Origin of the sequence: Spiroplasma endosymbiont of Asaphidion curtum, assembly GCF_964031085.1 — a bacterium.
Classification (GTDB): Bacteria; Bacillota_I; Bacilli_A; order Mycoplasmatales; family Nriv7; genus Nriv7.
Map to the genome: position 1 here is coordinate 347,123 of NZ_OZ035001.1, position 18,646 is coordinate 365,768.

Here is an 18,646-nt window from a genome sequence, read left to right on the forward strand (position 1 = left end):
TTACACTGTAATTTCTATGAGCATTGTTCTTTGAAAACTGGATATAAACATTTATTTTTATAATTGCAATAGGTTTTTCTTTTGACAAAGAAAAATTAGTAAGTTAATAAGAGCATATAGTGGATGCCTTGGGATTAGGAGCCGATGAAAGACGTGATTACCTGCGATAAGCCTTGGGGAGCTGGAAGTAAGCTTTGAGCCAGGGATTTCTGAATGGGGCAACCTACTATTCTTAATCGAATAGTGTCATATGATGAATACATAGTCATATTGATGGGATACCTAGGGAAATGAAACATCTTAGTACCTAGAGGAAAAGAAAGCGAATGCGATTCCCTTAGTAGCGGCGAGCGAAGAGGGAACAGGACAAACCATTCTTCGGGATGGGGTTTGGACCATCTATATAGAGTTTTAGAAAATTTTTTGATAGTAGAAATCGCTGGGATGCGATGCCATAGAGAGTGAAAGCCTCGTATACGAAATTGAAAAGTCTCTTGATGAGATCCGGAGTACGGCGAGACACGAGAAATCTTGTCGGAATACGCGCAGACCACTGCGTAATCCTAAATACTACCTAATCACCGATAGTGAACCAGTACCGTGAGGGAAAGGTGAAAAGTACCCCGAGAGGGGAGTGAAATAGTATCTGAAACTATATGCTTACAAGAAGTCGGAGCTCGTTAATGAGTGACGGCGTGCCTTTTGTAGAATGAGCCGGCGAGTTACGATTATATGCAAGGTTAAGTGGAAAACATGGAGCCGTAGTGAAAGCGAGTCTTAATAGGGCGTTTAGTATGTAGTCGTAGACCCGAAACCAGGCGATCTAGCCATGAGCAGGTTGAAGTTGAGGTAATACTTAATGGAGGACCGAACCAACGTTCGTGAAAAGACCGTGGATGACTTGTGGCTAGTGGTGAAATTCCAATCGAGCCTGGAGATAGCTGGTTCTCCCCGAAATAGTTTTAGGACTAGCGTCAAAATTAGCGCAACGGAGGTAAAGCACTGAATGTATGATGGCCCCACCTCGGGGTACTGAATGCAATCAAACTCTGAATGCCGTTGTTGTATGTTTGGCAGTCAGTCTGTGGGTGATAAGGTCCATGGACGAGAGGGAAACAGCCCAGATCATCAGTTAAGGTCCCAAAATCAATGCTAAGTGTAAAAGGATGTGGAATAACCAAGACAGCTTGTAGGTTGGCTTAGAAGCAGCCATCCTTTAAAGAGTGCGTAACAGCTCACAAGTCGAGTACAAGTACAAGTCAAGTTTTTCTGCGCCAAAGATGTACCGGGGCTAAGCATTGTACCGAAACTATGGATTTTAAATAATTTTTAAATTATTTTAAAGTGGTAGGGGAGCGTTCTAAATGGGGCGAAGGTAGATCGTAAGGACTACTGGACTGTTTAGAAGTGAGAATGCCGGCATGAGTAACGATTGAAAGTGAGAATCTTTCATGCCGTTTGACTAAGGTTTCCTGGGCAAGGTTCGTCCACCCAGGGTTAGTCGGGACCTAAGGCGAGGCCGAAAGGCGTAGTCGATGGACAACAGGTTGATATTCCTGTACCACCATGGTATGGAATGGAGTGACGGAGAAGGCTAAGATATCCCGGTTAATGGATATTCCGGGCTAAGCGCAAAGAGGGTCATTTAGTAAATTTTATGACATAACCTTGAAGCGTTATGGGGAGTGAAAGCTTCGGCAAGTAGCGAAGAGTCTGACGCCACGCTTCCAAGAAAAACTTCTACTATTAACTATCATGGTGCTCGTACCGAGAACGAACACACGTGGTCAAGGAGAAAATCCTAAGGCAAGCGAGATAACTATAGCTAAGGAACTCTGCAAAATCATCCCGTAAGTTAGCAAGAAGGGAAGCTCACATAAGTAATTATGTGAGCCGCAGTGAAAAGGCCGGGGCGACTGTTTAACAAAAACACAGCTCTCTGCTAAGTCGTAAGACGATGTATAGGGGGTGACGCCTGCCCAGTGCTGGAAGGTTAAGAGGAGGGGTTAATAATAATTTTATTATGAAGCTCAGAATTGAAGCCCCAGTGAACGGCGGCCGTAACTATAACGGTCCTAAGGTAGCGAAATTCCTTGTCAGGTAAGTTCTGACCCGCACGAAAGGCGTAACGATCCCGGCGCTGTCTCGGCTATAGACTCGGTGAAATTTTAGTACCTGTGAAGATGCAGGTTACCCGCAACTAGACGGAAAGACCCCGTAGAGCTTTACTATAACTTGATATTGATTTTTAATCTAATATGTACAGGATAGGTGGGAGACTTTGAAGTAGATACGCTAGTATCTATGGAGTTAACCTTGGGATACCACCCTTATTATTTTGAAAATCTAACCTTATTCAGTTATCCTGAATAGGAACAGTGTCAGGTGGGTAGTTTGACTGGGGCGGTCGCCTCCTAAAGAGTAACGGAGGCGCCCAAAGGTACCTTCAGTATGTATGGAAATCATACGCAGAGCGCAAAAGTAGAAGGGTGCTTGACTGTGAGACTTACAAGTCGAACAGGAACGAAAGTTGGGTTTAGTGATCCGGCGGTCCTGAGTGGAAAGGCCGTCGCTCAACGGATAAAAGTTACCTCGGGGATAACAGGCTTATCTCCCCCAAGAGTTCACATCGACGGGGAGGTTTGGCACCTCGATGTCGGCTCATCACATCCTGGAGCTGAAGTTGGTTCCAAGGGTCGGGCTGTTCGCCCAATAAAGTGGTACGTGAGCTGGGTTTAGAACGTCGTGAGACAGTTTGGTCCCTATCTGTTGTGGGCGTAGGAAGTTTGAGGAGATCTGTTCTTAGTACGAGAGGACCGGAATGGACCTACCTCTGGTGCTCCAGTTGTCATGCCAATGGCACAGCTGGGTAGCTATGTAGGGAATTGATAAGTGCTGAAAGCATCTAAGCACGAAGCAAACTTCAAGATGAGACTTCCCATCCAGAAATGGAATAAGACCCCTTAAAGATTATGAGGTTGATAGGTTGGGTGTGTAAGTATGGTGACATATTTAGCTGACCAATACTAATAGGTCGAGGGCTTACTTTATTTTAAAAGTAATTCCTATTGTTGAAAGTCTAAAATAATGTTTATGTCTAGTTTTGAGAGAGCAATCTCTCAATCTGGTGCCTATAGCGGCGTGGTCACACCTGTTCCCATTCCGAACACAGAAGTTAAGCATGCCTGCGCTGACGATACCTTCATGGTGAAAATTATTCACAGGGAAAATAAGACGGTGCCAGATTTTTTAAGTTATTAATTCATTTTTTTATTAAAAATATAATACAACAATTATTATTAACTATTGTATTATATTTTTAATAAAAAAATGTTAATAAGGTGTTGATATTAATGAGTCGGAAAGTATCTAATACATTAATAGTCATTATTATTGGTTTTGTTATGTTTTCAGTTACTTTGGGACTTTTATTAAGTTATGTTAATTTTAATCCCATGACTTATAACATTAAAACTGATAATGTTAGTTGTAATATTAAAGGATTAGAAATTTCTGAACAAATTGTTAATGATTCAATTCGTAAAGAAAATTCTTTATTAAATCCTGATGTTTTTCAAGAATTGAAAATTGCTCAACAAGAACGAGGCACAAAGGGTGAAACTAATTTTGTGATTCATAATTTAACAAAGTATGATGTTAAATTTTTAAGAAATTGTGAAGCAGTGCTTTTTTAAAAAGCTTCTTTAAAAAGTAGTGAAGAGTTTAATAAAGTTAATAAAAGTTTAACTAATTTTAAAAGTTTTGATGCATTACAAAATAATTTTAATAATAGACTTGGTACATAACCCTCAATTTTATCTACTATTTTGATAATATTATTTTCTAGATGAAGCACAAATATTAGATAAAGATGAAAGTGAATTTTATAGTTTGGTAGGTGCAAAATGTTATAGTTATGTACCAAGTCTATTGTTTAAAAATTTCAATATTATTAATATTATTATCAGGTGGATATTGAAAAAAATCCGGATTATTTTTATAAATGTTAATATAATAATTTCATAACATTTTATTAAGTAAAGAAGAAAAGTACATATCAATTACATTAATAAATTTGCTGAATTATACTTGTAAGTGCAAGTAAATAAAATTGCAAAAAATCTCATATAAAAATTTCATGATGCTAAGTTTATTTTAGAAAAAACAAAGCAAGGAGTTTTTATATGGGTTACAAACATCTTGGCATATATGAAAGAATTTATATTGAGAATCAATTGAAGTTTAAAGTAAAAATTAGTGAAATAGCTAAAAATCTTAATCGAAGTATTAGTACTATTATTCGAGAAGTCAATAGAAATAAAGATAGTAATCATTATTTTTCATTAATTGCACAAAATAAAGCAGAAAACAGAAAACAATCACATGTTTATTTTCATAAGTTTAAAAATAGAGAATTAGTAAAATATGTACAACAAAAATTACTATTAGGTTGATCGCCTGAACAAATTTATGGCAGAATTAAAAATTTTCATAAAGAATGAATTATTAGTTTTAAAACAATTTACAATTGAATTTATTCTGGATTACTTGAAAAAGTTACTAATAAAAATTTAAGAAGAAAAGGTAAGAAACGAAAATCTCAAGAAAATCGCGGTAAATTTAATGGTAAATCAATTAAAGAACGAAATATTAATGTTAATAATCGTATAACTGTTGGTCATTGAGAAGGTGATACTGTAGTATCATCACGAGGTAAAAGTAAATCATGTTTAATAACTTTAGTTGAAAGAACATCAAGATTTACTTTAGCAATGTTAGTTGAAAATAGAACTACTAAAGTTGTTAACGAAAACATTAGCCATTATTTATCAATTCTTCCAAATAATCTTGTTAAGACTATAACATTTGATAGGGGTAAAGAATTTTCTAATTGACAACAACTTGAAAAAAATTTAAATGTGAAAATTTATTTTGCTAATGCGTATTCGCCTTGACAAAGAGGTACTAATGAAAATACTAATGGTTTAATTAGAGAAAAATTTCCTAAAAAATTTAATTTTTCAAATACTACTAAAAATGCAGTTCATAAATTTATATTGTCTTTAAACCAAAGACCAAGAAAAATACTAAATTATCTTTCACCAATCGAATATTTGGTTAGAAAAATAATTTAGTTGCACTTAACTTTACAATTTGGCAATAGGCATAAAATATAAAACTTTCATGAAAATGGTAGAAATTTTAAAAGAAGCTGAAGCTAAACAAAAACAAATTGGTGGTAGACCAAATAAATTATCAATAGAGCAAAGATTACTTATGACTTTAGAATACTGAAAAGAATATAGTACATATCGTATTATTGCAAAAAAATATAATATTAGTCATGTTAGTTGTATTCGTAATATCTTTTGAGTTGAAAATACTCTAATAAAAAATAGTCACTTTCATATACCTGGCAAAAAGATATTATTGGAAAATAAGGGTACTAATAATAATTTATTAGCAATTGATGCTACAGAAATTCCAATTGAAAGAATTAAAAAAAACTAAAATTATTATTTTCTGGTAAGAAAAGGCAACATTCATTAAAATCGCAAATAATTATTGATTTATTTAACAATAAAATTATTTCAGTAGATTTTTGTTATGGCAGTATTCATGATTATAAGTTATTTTTAAAATCAAATACACTTATAAATCCAAAATTAGAATTAATTGCTGATTCAGGATATCAAGGTTTGCAAAATGTTCATAAAAATACATTATTGCCAATTAAAAAGAGTAAAAATAATCCTTTAAATTCAGATAAAAAGGAATATAATAGCTTTTTAAGTAAAGTTAGAATTGCCATTGAACATGTTTTTGTTAGATTAAAAAGATTTAAAATACTAGTTTATCGTTATCGCAATAAGATTAGAAGATTTGGATTACGATTTAACTTAATTTCAGGAATATATAATTTTGAATTAAGCTAGTTATAGTTATGTACCAAGTCTATATTATTAGTTCAATTCATACTAATATTTTTGAAGTTTTGCAAGAAGTTCAACATCGTGTTAAATATAAGTTAGAAAAGCAAATGGAATTTGATAGTAATTTTAAAATTGATATTTGCATTGATGATTTAATTAGCGAATAATATTTATTAAGAGGTAGGTGAGATAAAATGAAAATTGATGCAAAATTATTTAAAATCATGCTTATTAGTGCTGCTAATAACTTATATAATTATCATTTAGAAATTGATAAATTAAATGTTTTTCCTGTTCCTGATGGTGATACTGGAACAAATATGAATTTAACAATGGAAAATGCTATTAAAGAAATTAAAAAATATGAAACTTCTAGTATTACCGAAATAGCAAATGTGTTTAGTCGCGGTTTGATTATGGGGGCTAGGGGAAATTCAGGAGTTATTTTGTCACAAATTTTTCGTGGTTTTAGTAAAGGATTAGTTCATGAAGAATTTATCAGTACTAGCGATTTACTAAAAGCATGAACTTATGCTAAACAAGTAGCTTATAAAGCAGTTATGAAGCCTGTTGAAGGAACAATTTTAACTGTTATTAGACTTGCTACTGATAATATTAAACTTGAAACTAAGGAAACAATATTACCATTAAAATTTATGAGTAAGTTTTTAGAAAATGCTAACAATGCATTAGCACAAACCCCAGACTTATTACCAATTTTAAAAGAAGTTGGTGTTGTTGATTCTGGCGGTTTTGGATTAGTTAAAATTATTGAAGGAATGGTTTATTCATTAGAAAAAGGTAAAGAAATTAAAAAGAAAAAGAATTTAGTAGTTAGTGATAATAAAGAAGTTGTTATTAAATTAGATGATGAAAATTTTGGTTATTGTACAGAAACGATTGTTATTTTAAGTGAAATGAAACAGAAAAATTTTCCTTTAGAAAAAGTTCGCTTTTCTTTAGAAGAACAAGGTTGTAAATCAATAGTTGTAGTTCAAGATCAAGATATTTTTAAAGTTCATGTTCATTCGTTAATGCCAGGGCAAATATTAGTTTATTTACAGCAATTTGGTGATTTTCAAAAAGTAAAAATTGAAAATATGGGTTTACAAGCAAAAAAGCATAGTACAGAAATTAAAGAAATTCGTAGTTTAAATAATCCTTGAGCAATTATTACTGTTGCTGCTGGTAAAGGTTTAGCAGAATATTTTATGAATGATTTACAAGCATCGTATGTAGTTAGTGGTGGACAAACAATGAACCCATCAACTGATGATTTTTTAAAAGCGATTGAATTAGTTGATGCTAAAGATGTTTATATTTTACCAAATAATTCTAATATTATTTCAACTGCACAACAAGCAGCGAAACTAGAAAAGAAATCTAATGTTTATGTTATTCCCACAACTTCAATTCCTGAGGGGATGCTTAGTATTCTTAGTTTTAATAAAGAAGAAAAAAGTGCTAAAAAAAATTTTAATAATATGAAAAATGCTATTAAAAACATTGTGTCAGCAAGAATTACTAATGCTATTAGAACAACAACTATTGATGGTGTTGCTGTGAAAGAAGGAAATTATCTTGGTATTTTAGATAAAAAAATTTATAATCAAGAAGCAGATTTAGTTCTGGTAGCAAAAAAGTTACTAAGCAAAATGATTAGTAAATCATCATCACAATTGGTAACAATTTTTATTGGTGAAGATGCTAAACGACAAGATTTACGACTAATTGAAAAGTATATTGCTGAAAACTTTGATGTTGAATATGAAAAAATTGAAGGTGAACAACCAGTATATCCTTTCATATTTGGTGTTGAATAGATATAATTTAATTGTTAAAAAGAGGTGAAGTTTGTGAAAATTGCAGTAGATGTTATGGGCTCAGATTTAGGACATAAACCACTAATAAGTGGTGTCATAAAATTTTTACAACAATATAATGACATTGATATTATTTTAGTTGGTAAAGAAATGATAATTAAAGAATATTTAATTGGTTCTAAATTAAATGAGAAATTATTATCGCGGATTAGTTTTAAAAATGCTAATGAAGAAATAATGATGACTGATAGTATTTTAGATATCAGAAGAAAAACCGATAATTCAATGAGTAAAGCAATTGAATGTGTTGCTAACAAAGAAGCTGACGCGGTATTAACGGCAGGGGCTACAGGTCCTTTTTTAGCAGCTAATCATTTTATTTTAAAAGAAATAACTGGTGTTAGTCGCCCAGCATTTATGGCGATTATGCCAACAAAAATAAAAAATAAACAAGTTGTGCTTATTGATGCGGGCGCTAATGTTGAAAATGATAGTAATGATTTAGAAATATTTGCCATGATGGCAAATATTTATGTTCAAAAAATTTGAGAATTATCACAACCAAAAGTAGCATTATTAAATATTGGTACAGAAGAAAAAAAAGGTAAAGAATATCATCAAGAAACTTATATAAAATTAAGTAGTAATTCACAATTAAATTTTGTTGGTAATATTGAACCTAATAATTTTATGAATGGTGATATTGATATTGTTGTAACTGATGGTTTTACTGGTAATATTTCTTTGAAAGCGGTTGAAGGAACAGCACGGAATTTATTGCAAGTTTTACGAAATCAGTTTACTAAGAATATCTTTCGTAAGTTAGCATCATTATGTTTGAAAAAAGCATTTAATGAAGTTAAAGAAATTTTTGACTATCGAAATACTGGCGGAGCAATTTTAATTGGTGTTAATGGCATTGTTTTTAAAGCTCATGGTAGTAGTGATGCTAAAGCATTTTTTAGTACTTTAAAATTAGTTCGTAGAGCGCTTTTAGAAGATGTATTATCACTAATTAAAAATAATGTTGTTAAAGAAGAAGGAAAATAAGGATTTATGTTTATTGAAGAAATTAAAATTTTGTTAAAAACATTTAATTTAGAACCACGAAATATTCATTTATATGAAGAAGCCTTGACTCATAGTTCATATACTAATGAAAAGCAATTAGATTATAATTATCAACGATTAGAATTTTTAGGTGATGCAGTGTTGCAAATGTATACAACATTATATTTATATCGAATAAATGATGATTTAAATGAAGGCGAGTTAACAATTTGACGAAGTCAAATTGTTAGAGAAGAAACCTTAGCACAAGTGTGTAGGCTTTATAAGATGAATGAATATATTCGTTTAGGTAAAGGTGAAATTCAAACCGGTGGTCGTGAAAAAGATAGTATTTTAGGTGATGTTTTTGAAGCGATTGTGGGTGCTATTTATTTAGATTTAGGACAACAAGCAGTTAATATATTTCTAATGCAAACATTATTTAAAAAAATTAGAGATAAAAGTATTCATTTAGTTAAAGATTATAAAACTTTATTACAAGAATATTTACAAACTGAACGCAAAGATCCCATTGAATATAAAGTTATTTTTGAACATAAAGATAGAAATAGTTATCAATATGTTGCTATTGTAAAAAGTGGTGACATTATTTTTGGTAAGGGAAATGGTAGTTCTCATAGTAAAGCTGAGCAAGCAGCTGCAAAAGATGCTTATTTAAAATTAATTAAGATTGTTAAATAGACTTGGTACATAACCCTCAATTTTATCTACTATTTTGATAATATTATTTTCTAGATGAAGCACAAATATTAGATAAAGATGAAAGTGAATTTTATAGTTTGGTAGGTGCAAAATGTTATAGTTATGTACCAAGTCTAGTGGAAAAGTTAGCGTAAAAATATTAATTCCATACATCACATCAACTTTGGCGTTGTAAAAATGCAGTTTATTACTAGTAGGGTTTCATAGTTGGTTATCATATGCTTTTAAAACATTAAAATCTTTGCCAAATTGTAAAGTTAAGTGCAACTAAATTATTTTTCTAACCAAATATTCGATTGGTGAAAGAAAATTTAGTATTTTTCTTGGTCTTTGGTTTAAAGACAATATAAATTTATGAACTGCATTTTTAGTAGTATTTGAAAAATTAAATTTTTTAGGAAATTTTTCTCTAATTAAACCATTAGTATTTTCATTAGTACCTCTTTGTCAAGGCGAATACGCATTAGCAAAATAAATTTTCACATTTAAATTTTTTTCAAGTTGTTGTCAATTAGAAAATTCTTTACCCCTATCAAATGTTATAGTCTTAACAAGATTATTTGGAAGAATTGATAAATAATGGCTAATGTTTTCGTTAACAACTTTAGTAGTTCTATTTTCAACTAACATTGCTAAAGTAAATCTTGATGTTCTTTCAACTAAAGTTATTAAACATGATTTACTTTTACCTCGTGATGATACTACAGTATCACCTTCTCAATGACCAACAGTTATACGATTATTAACATTAGACTTCTTGCATTACTTATTTATTAAACAAAATTCCTATAAAATATATTTAAAATAGAAATTATAAGGAATTTAAGATTATGAAATTTGATAAATTTAATTTTATTAATGATAAAGAATTATTACGATTAACTGGAATAAAGCAAAGTACTTTTAATAAAATGTTAAATATTTTAAAAGAAGCTGAGTTAAAAAAGTTTAAAAGAGGTGGTAAAAATAATAAATTATCATTAGAAAATAGATTATTGATGACTTTATCATATTGACGAGAATATCGTACTTATTTTCATCTTGGTAAAAGTTTTGATATTAGTGAAGCTAGTTGTTATCGAAATATCAAGTGAATTGAAGATATTTTAATCAAACATCCTGATTTTCAACAACTTGCTGGTAAAAAAGCATTAATAAATGATTATTTTAATGATAAAACAATTATTATTGATGCTACAGAAACACCCATTCAACGCCCAAAAAAAGACAAAAACAATCTTATTCAGGAAAAAAGAAAAAACACACTATTAAAACACAAGTAATTATTGAAAAAGAAAGCAAAATAATTATTGCAACAAATTTTTCTCTCGGTAAAAAGCATGATTTTTGTTTATTTAAAGAATCAAAAATCCCAATTTTAAAAAATACTAAATTAATAGTTGATAATGGTTATCAAGGAATACAAAAAATTCATAGTAATGTTCTAATACCTAAGAAAAAAACAAAGAAAAACCCTTTAAATAAAGAACAAAAACATAATAATAAATTAATTTCAAAAATGAGAATTATTATTGAAAATATTTTTGCTATTCTTAAAAAATTTAAAATTATTACTGAAAAATATCGTAATCGTAGAAAATGATTTAGTTTAAGATTTAATTTAATTGCTTCAATTTATAATTTGCAATTATAGATAACATAAAATATTTATTTAAAATTAAATTTAAATAATAAAATAATTTTTTGTTGTGTCAAAATTTACACATTTAATAAAATCCATAAGTATTAACCTAATAAAAGTTAGAAATTACTATATAGTATTTTTTATTTACAAATAATTTGTAATTATTTTAATAAGTAATGCAAGAAGTCTAATATAATATTCATTATGTTCAATACTAGTAAAATTTTTTTCATAAAAATCATGAACAGTTTTTACGATAGACCAATAAATATAATTACCAACAGGGCCCAAATCATTAGGTAATTGATTTTTAACAAAAGCAACATCTAATCATCCGTCTTTTAAATTATAAGTTGAAGGAGTAAAACTACTATTCAAAATTTCAGAAAACTCAAAATTACAACTATTACCACATTGACTGAGGTTTGTAGCTCGTTTTTCTCGTTTCATAAAAAATTGTTCCATATTAGGTTTTGGTGGTTGTTTTGTATTAAAGAACACCCCTAATGGCACCAAACCAATAAACATTATAAATAAATCAAGAAATAATCTTATGCATCTCATCACGACTTAAAACTCTCTTTTATTGCTTTAAAAGCATGAGAAAATTTATATTCATAATATAATGGACATTCAGAAATATTAATAACTTCTTTTTGATGTTTTCTAACTACTTTATTAAAATAAAAACGCTTAATAATTAACTTAACAATTGTCATTAACAAATAAACCATTAATAATCAAAAATACACCTTAAAAAATACATTTTGAAAATCAAACAATAGACTTGGTACATAACCTTTAATTTTATCTACTATTTTGATAATATTATTTTCTAGGTGAAGTACAAATGTTAGATAAATATAAAGATGAAAGTGAATTTTATAGTCTAATAGGCATAAAATATAAAACTTTCATGAAAATGGTAGAAATTTTAAAAGAAGCTGAAGCTAAACAAAAACAAATTGATGGTAGACCAAATAAATTATCAATAGAGCAAAGATTACTTATGACTTTAGAATACTGAAAAGAATATAGTACATATCGTATTATTGCAAAAAAATATAATATTAGTCATGTTAGTTGTATTCGTAATATCTTTTGAGTTGAAAATACTCTAATAAAAAATAGTCACTTTCATATACCTGGCAAAAGGATATTATTGGAAAATAAGGGTACTAATAATAATTTATTAGCAATTGATGCTACAGAAATTCCAATTGAAAGAATTAAAAAAACTAAAATTATTATTTTCTGGTAAGAAAAGGCAACATTCATTAAAATCGCAAATAATTATTGATTTATAACGCCAAATTGTAAAGTTAAGTGCAACTAAATTATTTTTCTAACCAAATATTCGATTGGTGAAAGATAATTTAGTATTTTTCTTGGTCTTTGGTTTAAAGACAATATAAATTTATGAACTGCATTTTTAGTAGTATTTGAAAAATTAAATTTTTTAGGAAATTTTTCTCTAATTAAACCATTAGTATTTTCATTAGTACCTCTTTGTCAAGGCGAATACGCATTAGCAAAATAAATTTTCACATTTAAATTTTTTTCAAATTGTTGTCAATTAGAAAATTCTTTACCCCTATCAAATGTTATAGTCTTAACAAGATTATTTGGAAGAATTGATAAATAATGGCTAATGTTTTCGTTAACAACTTTAGTAGTTCTATTTTCAACTAACATTGCTAAAGTAAATCTTGATGTTCTTTCAACTAAAGTTATTAAACATGATTTACTTTTACCTCGTGATGATACTACAGTATCACCTTCTCAATGACCAACAGTTATACGATTATTAACATTAATATTTCGTTCTTTAATTGATTTACCATTAAATTTACCGCGATTTTCTTGAGATTTTCGTTTCTTACCTTTTCTTCTTAAATTTTTATTAGTAACTTTTTCAAGTAATCCAGAATAAATTCAATTGTAAATTGTTTTAAAACTAATAATTCATTCTTTATGAAAATTTTTAATTCTGCCATAAATTTGTTCAGGCGATCAACCTAATAGTAATTTTTGTTGTATATATTTTACTAATTCTCTATTTTTAAACTTATGAAAATAAACATGTGATTGTTTTCTGTTTTCTGCTTTATTTTGTGCAATTAATGAAAAATAATGATTACTATCTTTATTTCTATTGACTTCTCGAATAATAGTACTAATACTTCGATTAAGATTTTTAGCTATTTCACTAATTTTTACTTTAAACTTCAATTGATTCTCAATATAAATTCTTTCATATATGTCAAGATGTTTGTAACCCATATAAAAACTCCTTGCTTTGTTTTTTCTAAAATAAACTTAGCATCATGAAATTTTTATATGAGATTTTTTGCAATTTTATTTACTTGCACTTACAAGTATAATTCAGCATTTTTACCACCTCTTTTAAACTTTTTTAACTCAGCTTCTTTTAAAATATTTAACATTTTATTAAAAGTACTTTGCTTTATTCCAGTTAATCGTAATAATTCTTTATCATTAATAAAATTAAATTTATCAAATTTCATAATCTTAAATTCCTTATAATTTCTATTTTAAATATATTTTATAGGAATTTTGTTTAATAAATAAGTAATGCAAGAAGTCTATTGATTTATTTAACAATAAAATTATTTCAGTAGATTTTTGTTATGGCAGTATTCATGATTATAAGTTATTTTTAAAATCAAATACACTTATAAATCCAAAATTAGAATTAATTGCTGATTCAGGATATCAAGGTTTGTAAAATGTTCATAAAAATACATTATTGCCAATTAAAAAGAGTAAAAATAATCCTTTAAATCCAGATAAAAAGGAATATAATAGCTTTTTAAGTAAAGTTAGAATTGCCATTGAACATGTTTTTGCTAGATTAAAAAGATTTAAAATACTAGTTTATCGTTGTCGCAATAAGATTAGAAGATTTGGATTACGATTTAACTTAATTTCAGGAATATATAATTTTGAATTAAGCTAGTTATAGTTATGTACCAAGTCTAATAAAAAATATTTATCTGCTTTACTATTTGCAAAATATCTTATCAATAATTAGAAAAATAACTAAAACTTTTACTTTTATTTTTACTACTATTAATAGATAATAAGATTAACTATATTAAACGAGAGGTGGCAAATTATGACTAAAGAACAACTTAAAATATATAGTAATCCATCTCAAAAAATGAATACAATTCTTGAAATTTATAAACAACTAAAAGAAATTTTTAAAAATTTTCAGTTTAATAATGAAAAAGATTGTATTGAAATTTTATTAGATGAAGAATGTTCTTGAAATACAACAATTGATGTTAAAAATGAAATTACATTTTATATTACTCATAAAACAATAACCACTTCTAATGTCCTATTAATGTGTTATGAATGATACCATTGAGAAATGCCATCTAGTGGTTATCGCTTTACAAAACGGCAAATAAGTCAATTTAAACAAGATTTTCCACGCTGAAAGGATGCTAAATACTTTCTTTTTAGTAAAGCAATTAAACACTTCATTACTCAAAAATGAGATTTAATAGACAAAAATGATTTCTACTTTGATTTAGGATTTATTTTATTTAAACAAATTTTCCCTGGTTTTCATCTCAGATTAATTCCAACATTTCGTTATTTTCATTTTGATAATTATTCACTTCACAGTAAAAAGACATACTTAGAAGGTATTTTTTATCGCCTAAGAAGTCGTGATTTTTATACTCGTTTCCCACAAATTGAAGCAACAAATATTCAAGAAAAAAATAAAATCACTAATACTTATTATTTACAAACTTTACGACTAGTTAAATGATTATACCACCGAATGTCAGTTAAAAATAATTATATTGCCAATAGTCACTTTAATATTCCTTTAAATAAATATTATCTCTTTGATTACTTATTATATCCTGTATATTATAAATACTTTTTAAAAGATAATCCCTTACAGCGATGCTTTGATGTTATTAGAGAAGTATTACAAAGAACCATTATCAAATATGATAGCATTTATCTTCCTAACAATTTAATTGCCTTTTGAGAATTAGAAATTGACAATGAAGAACTTCAATATACTCTCGAACACTTACTAGAATACATTAATGAATATTATTCCGAAGAACAAGCTTATGAAGAAATTTATGAAGAAGTACAAAACTTTGTTGAATATATGGAAGGTTTAGAACCAAAAGAAAAGAAACACTAAAAAACGACTTTATTTTCTAAATAAAGTCGTTTTCAATAGTAAACATAACTAACTATGGTAGCGAGAGAGAGACTTGAACTCTCGACCTTTCGGGTATGAACCGAACACTCTAACCAACTGAGCTATCTCGCCAAATATGGTCGGGAAGATAGGATTCGAACCTACGACCTCTCGGTCCCAAACCGAACGCTCTACCAAGCTAAGCTACTTCCCGTATTAAAATAAAATGGTGCGCCCAACAGGAGTTGAACCCGCAACCTCTTGATCCGTAGTCAAGCACTCTGTCCAATTGAGCTATGGGCGCACATGGTGTCATTAAATAACAAAATTATTATATATTATTACCGCTCTGTTGACAACAAAAATTTCATATTTCATTACTTTAATTAGTAATATCACAAATTATTGTTTATTAGACTTCTTGCATTACTTATTAAAATAATTACAAATTATTTGTAAATAAAAAATACTATATAGTAATTTCTAACTTTTATTAGGTTAATACTTATGGATTTTATTAAATGTGTAAATTTTGACACAACAAAAAATTATTTTATTATTTAAATTTAATTTTAAATAAATATTTTATGTTATCTATAATTGCAAATTATAAATTGAAGCAATTAAATTAAATCTTAAACTAAATCGTTTTCTACGATTACGATATTTTTCAGTAATAATTTTAAATTTTTTAAGAATAGCAAAAATATTTTCAATAATAATTCTCATTTTTGAAATTAATTTATTATTATGTTTTTGTTCTTTATTTAAAGGGTTTTTCTTTGTTTTTTTCTTAGGTATTAGAACATTACTATGAATTTTTTGTATTCCTTGATAACCATTATCAACTATTAATTTAGTATTTTTTAAAATTGGGATTTTTGATTCTTTAAATAAACAAAAATCATGCTTTTTACCGAGAAAAAAATTTGTTGCAATAATTATTTTGCTTTCTTTTTCAATAATTACTTGTGTTTTAATAGTGTGTTTTTTCTTTTTTCCTGAATAAGATTGTTTTTGTCTTTTTTTGGGCGTTGAATGGGTGTTTCTGTAGCATCAATAATAATTGTTTTATCATTAAAATAATCATTTATTAATGCTTTTTTACCAGCAAATTGTTGAAAATCAGGATGTTTGATTAAAATATCTTCAATTCACTTGATATTTCGATAACAACTAGCTTCACTAATATCAAAACTTTTACCAAGATGAAAATAAGTACGATATTCTCGTCAATATGATAAAGTCATCAATAATCTATTTTCTAATGATAATTTATTATTTTTACCACCTCTTTTAAACTTTTTTAACTCAGCTTCTTTTAAAATATTTAACATTTTATTAAAAGTACTTTGCTTTATTCCAGTTAATCGTAATAATTCTTTATCATTAATAAAATTAAATTTATCAAATTTCATAATCTTAAATTCCTTATAATTTCTATTTTAAATATATTTTATAGGAATTTTGTTTAATAAATAAGTAATGCAAGAAGTCTATTATCTATTGTTTAATTAAAAAATCACTTAACAGTGATTTTACTTAATATTTTATGGAGGCACTGATCGGATTCGAACCGATAATCAAGGAGTTGCAGTCCAATGCCTTAAACCAGTTTGGCCACAGTGCCATATATACAATAAATATTATTACACATTAATTATAAAACTACAATAATATTTTATTAAAAGCAATATTTTTAAAAAATAAATAAAGGAATGACAAACTTATTAATTAGACTTGGTACATAACCTTTAATTTTATCTACTATTTTGATAATATTATTTCCTAGGTGAAGTACAAATATTAGTTAAATACAAAGACGAAAATGAATTTTATAGTCTAATAGGCATAAAATATAAAACTTTCATGAAAATGGTAGAAATTTTAAAAGAAGTTGAAGCTAAACAAAAACAAATTGGTGGTAGACCAAATAAATTATCAATAGAGCAAAGATTACTTATGACTTTAGAATACTGAAAAGAATATAGTACATATCGTATTATTGCAAAAAAATATAATATTAGTCATGTTAGTTGTATTCGTAATATCTTTTGAGTTGAAAATACTCTAATAAAAAATAGTCACTTTCATATACCTAGCAAAAAGATATTATTGGAAAATAAGGGTACTAATAATAATTTATTAGCAATTGATGCTACAGAAATTCCAATTGAAAGAATAGACTTGGTACATAACCTTTAATTTTATCTACTATTTTGATAATATTATTTTCTAGGTGAAGTACAAATATTAGTTAAATACAAAGACGAAAATGAATTTTATAGTCTAATAGGCATAAAATATAAAACTTTCATGAAAATGGTAGAAATTTTAAAAGAAGTTGAAGCTAAACAAAAACAAATTGGTGGTAGACCAAATAAATTATCAATAGAAAATAGATTATTGATGACTTTAGAATACTGAAAAGAATATAGTACATATCGTATTATTGCAAAAAAATATAATATTAGTCATGTTAGTTGTATTCGTAATATCTTTTGAGTTGAAAATACTCTAATAAAAAATAGTCACTTTCATATACCTAGCAAAAAGATATTATTGGAAAATAAGGGTACTAATAATAATTTATTAGCAATTGATGCTACAGAAATTCCAATTGAAAGAATAGACTTGGTACATAACCCTCAATTTTATCTACTATTTTGATAATATTATTTTCTAGATGAAGCACAAATATTAGATAAATGCCAAATTGTAAAGTTAAGTGCAACTAAATTATTTTTCTAACCAAATATTCGATTGGTGAAAGATAATTTAGTATTTTTCTTGGTCTTTGGTTTAAAGACAATATAAATTTATGAACTGCATTTTTAGTAGTATTTGAAAAATTAAATTTTTTAGGAAATTTTTCTCTAATTAAACCATTAGTATTTTCATTAGTACCTCTTTGTCAAGGCGAATACGCATTAGCAAAATAAATTTTCACATTTAAATTTTTTTCAAGTTGTTGTCAATTAGAAAATTCTTTACCCCTATCAAATGTTATAGTCTTAACAAGATTATTTGGAAGAATTGATAAATAATGGCTAATGTTTTCGTTAACAACTTTAGTAGTTCTATTTTCAACTAACATTGCTAAAGTAAATCTTGATGTTCTTTCAACTAAAGTTATTAAACATGATTTACTTTTACCTCGTGATGATACTACAGTATCACCTTCTCAATGACCAACAGTTATACGATTATTAACATTAATATTTCGTTCTTTAATTGATTTACCATTAAATTTACCGCGATTTTCTTGAGA

Annotated in this window: 20 protein-coding genes, 4 tRNA genes and 2 rRNA genes; 15 read left to right on the forward strand and 11 right to left on the reverse strand. The window is 27.7% G+C overall.

The window, feature by feature from the left end:
* Positions 1 to 96 precede the first annotated feature (96 nt).
* From AAHJ00_RS02145 to rnc, 9 genes are all read left to right on the forward strand, one after another.
* Positions 97 to 3,050, forward strand: a 23S ribosomal RNA gene (locus AAHJ00_RS02145).
* A gap of 73 nt (positions 3,051 to 3,123) precedes the next feature.
* Positions 3,124 to 3,246, forward strand: a 5S ribosomal RNA gene (rrf, locus tag AAHJ00_RS02150).
* A gap of 107 nt (positions 3,247 to 3,353) precedes the next feature.
* The gene (locus AAHJ00_RS02155) at positions 3,354 to 3,695 is read left to right on the forward strand and encodes a hypothetical protein (protein WP_342224352.1); all 342 of its coding nucleotides are present in this window, start codon (positions 3,354 to 3,356) and stop codon (positions 3,693 to 3,695) included.
* 489 nt (positions 3,696 to 4,184) lie between these two features.
* Positions 4,185 to 5,135, forward strand: coding sequence for an IS30 family transposase (locus AAHJ00_RS02160; RefSeq protein WP_342223478.1), 951 nt, complete (start codon positions 4,185 to 4,187; stop codon positions 5,133 to 5,135).
* A 19-nt stretch (positions 5,136 to 5,154) separates the two neighbouring features.
* A protein-coding gene (locus tag AAHJ00_RS02165) for an IS5 family transposase (RefSeq protein WP_342224353.1) occupies positions 5,155 to 5,936 on the forward strand; the annotation gives its coding sequence in 2 pieces (ribosomal slippage) (positions 5,155 to 5,509 and positions 5,509 to 5,936; 783 coding nt in all).
* 8 nt (positions 5,937 to 5,944) lie between these two features.
* Positions 5,945 to 6,100 (forward strand): hypothetical protein, encoded by a 156-nt coding sequence (locus AAHJ00_RS02170; RefSeq protein ID WP_342224354.1) that lies wholly within the window; start codon positions 5,945 to 5,947, stop codon positions 6,098 to 6,100.
* A gap of 27 nt (positions 6,101 to 6,127) precedes the next feature.
* Positions 6,128 to 7,756, forward strand: coding sequence for a DAK2 domain-containing protein (locus tag AAHJ00_RS02175; RefSeq protein WP_342224355.1), 1,629 nt, complete (start codon positions 6,128 to 6,130; stop codon positions 7,754 to 7,756).
* Between the two features lie 33 nt (positions 7,757 to 7,789).
* Entirely contained in the window at positions 7,790 to 8,806 is a 1,017-nt protein-coding gene (gene plsX, locus AAHJ00_RS02180; protein WP_342224356.1) for a phosphate acyltransferase PlsX, read from the forward strand.
* A gap of 6 nt (positions 8,807 to 8,812) precedes the next feature.
* Positions 8,813 to 9,508 (forward strand): ribonuclease III, encoded by a 696-nt coding sequence (gene rnc / locus AAHJ00_RS02185; protein ID WP_342224357.1) that lies wholly within the window; start codon positions 8,813 to 8,815, stop codon positions 9,506 to 9,508.
* Positions 9,509 to 9,796: 288 nt separating this feature from the next.
* Here the strand turns inward: rnc and AAHJ00_RS02190 are convergent, their stop codons facing one another.
* Positions 9,797 to 10,264 carry an IS30 family transposase gene (locus AAHJ00_RS02190; protein ID WP_342224598.1) on the reverse strand — a complete coding sequence of 156 codons (468 nt, stop codon included), beginning with the start codon at positions 10,262 to 10,264 and terminating at the stop codon, positions 9,797 to 9,799.
* 95 nt (positions 10,265 to 10,359) lie between these two features.
* On the opposite strand from AAHJ00_RS02190, the gene AAHJ00_RS02195 reads away from it, so the two are divergent.
* A protein-coding gene (locus AAHJ00_RS02195; protein ID WP_342224358.1) for an IS5 family transposase occupies positions 10,360 to 11,183 on the forward strand; the annotation gives its coding sequence in 2 pieces (ribosomal slippage) (positions 10,360 to 10,756 and positions 10,756 to 11,183; 825 coding nt in all).
* Between the two features lie 135 nt (positions 11,184 to 11,318).
* Here the strand turns inward: AAHJ00_RS02195 and AAHJ00_RS02200 are convergent.
* Positions 11,319 to 11,639, reverse strand: coding sequence for a hypothetical protein (locus AAHJ00_RS02200; protein ID WP_342224359.1), 321 nt, complete (start codon positions 11,637 to 11,639; stop codon positions 11,319 to 11,321).
* 86 nt (positions 11,640 to 11,725) lie between these two features.
* The gene (locus tag AAHJ00_RS02205) at positions 11,726 to 11,893 is read right to left on the reverse strand and encodes a hypothetical protein (RefSeq protein ID WP_342224360.1); all 168 of its coding nucleotides are present in this window, start codon (positions 11,891 to 11,893) and stop codon (positions 11,726 to 11,728) included.
* Between the two features lie 131 nt (positions 11,894 to 12,024).
* Here AAHJ00_RS02205 and AAHJ00_RS02210 point away from each other — a divergent pair, with 131 nt between their 5' ends.
* The gene (locus AAHJ00_RS02210; protein ID WP_342224361.1) at positions 12,025 to 12,435 is read left to right on the forward strand and encodes a transposase family protein; all 411 of its coding nucleotides are present in this window, start codon (positions 12,025 to 12,027) and stop codon (positions 12,433 to 12,435) included.
* A gap of 71 nt (positions 12,436 to 12,506) precedes the next feature.
* Here the strand turns inward: AAHJ00_RS02210 and AAHJ00_RS02215 are convergent, their stop codons facing one another.
* A complete protein-coding gene (locus AAHJ00_RS02215; protein WP_342224362.1) occupies positions 12,507 to 13,457 on the reverse strand; it encodes an IS30 family transposase in 951 nt (316 codons plus the stop codon).
* A gap of 89 nt (positions 13,458 to 13,546) precedes the next feature.
* The gene (locus AAHJ00_RS02220) at positions 13,547 to 13,702 is read right to left on the reverse strand and encodes a hypothetical protein (RefSeq protein ID WP_342224363.1); all 156 of its coding nucleotides are present in this window, start codon (positions 13,700 to 13,702) and stop codon (positions 13,547 to 13,549) included.
* A 242-nt stretch (positions 13,703 to 13,944) separates the two neighbouring features.
* Here AAHJ00_RS02220 and AAHJ00_RS02225 point away from each other — a divergent pair, with 242 nt between their 5' ends.
* Positions 13,945 to 14,154, forward strand: a complete 210-nt coding sequence (locus tag AAHJ00_RS02225; protein ID WP_342224364.1) for a transposase family protein — start codon at positions 13,945 to 13,947, stop codon at positions 14,152 to 14,154.
* 159 nt (positions 14,155 to 14,313) lie between these two features.
* Positions 14,314 to 15,375, forward strand: coding sequence for a hypothetical protein (locus AAHJ00_RS02230; protein WP_342224365.1), 1,062 nt, complete (start codon positions 14,314 to 14,316; stop codon positions 15,373 to 15,375).
* Positions 15,376 to 15,430: 55 nt separating this feature from the next.
* On the opposite strand, the gene AAHJ00_RS02235 is transcribed toward AAHJ00_RS02230, so the two are convergent.
* The 5 genes from AAHJ00_RS02235 to AAHJ00_RS02255 all read right to left on the reverse strand — a co-directional run bounded on the left by AAHJ00_RS02235 (position 15,431) and on the right by AAHJ00_RS02255 (position 17,005).
* Positions 15,431 to 15,507: transfer RNA gene (locus AAHJ00_RS02235), tRNA-Met, on the reverse strand.
* 5 nt (positions 15,508 to 15,512) lie between these two features.
* Positions 15,513 to 15,589 (reverse strand) — tRNA-Pro (locus AAHJ00_RS02240).
* A 13-nt stretch (positions 15,590 to 15,602) separates the two neighbouring features.
* Positions 15,603 to 15,679, reverse strand: a tRNA-Arg gene (locus AAHJ00_RS02245).
* Between the two features lie 290 nt (positions 15,680 to 15,969).
* Positions 15,970 to 16,793 (reverse strand): IS5 family transposase gene (locus AAHJ00_RS02250; RefSeq protein WP_342224366.1). Its coding sequence is split into 2 segments (ribosomal slippage): positions 15,970 to 16,397 and positions 16,397 to 16,793, totalling 825 coding nucleotides; the frame shifts between segments, so codons are not numbered across the junction.
* A 135-nt stretch (positions 16,794 to 16,928) separates the two neighbouring features.
* Positions 16,929 to 17,005, reverse strand: a tRNA-Cys gene (locus AAHJ00_RS02255).
* 239 nt (positions 17,006 to 17,244) lie between these two features.
* Here AAHJ00_RS02255 and AAHJ00_RS02260 point away from each other — a divergent pair.
* Positions 17,245 to 17,580: a transposase family protein gene (locus AAHJ00_RS02260; RefSeq protein WP_342224367.1), complete on the forward strand. Its 336-nt coding sequence runs from the start codon at positions 17,245 to 17,247 to the stop codon at positions 17,578 to 17,580.
* Positions 17,581 to 17,691: 111 nt separating this feature from the next.
* Positions 17,692 to 18,048 carry a transposase family protein gene (locus tag AAHJ00_RS02265; protein ID WP_342224368.1) on the forward strand — a complete coding sequence of 119 codons (357 nt, stop codon included), beginning with the start codon at positions 17,692 to 17,694 and terminating at the stop codon, positions 18,046 to 18,048.
* Between the two features lie 61 nt (positions 18,049 to 18,109).
* Here AAHJ00_RS02265 and AAHJ00_RS02270 read toward each other — a convergent pair whose 3' ends face one another.
* Positions 18,110 to 18,610: an IS30 family transposase gene (locus tag AAHJ00_RS02270; RefSeq protein WP_342224599.1), complete on the reverse strand. Its 501-nt coding sequence runs from the start codon at positions 18,608 to 18,610 to the stop codon at positions 18,110 to 18,112.
* Positions 18,611 to 18,646: the final 36 nt, after the last annotated feature.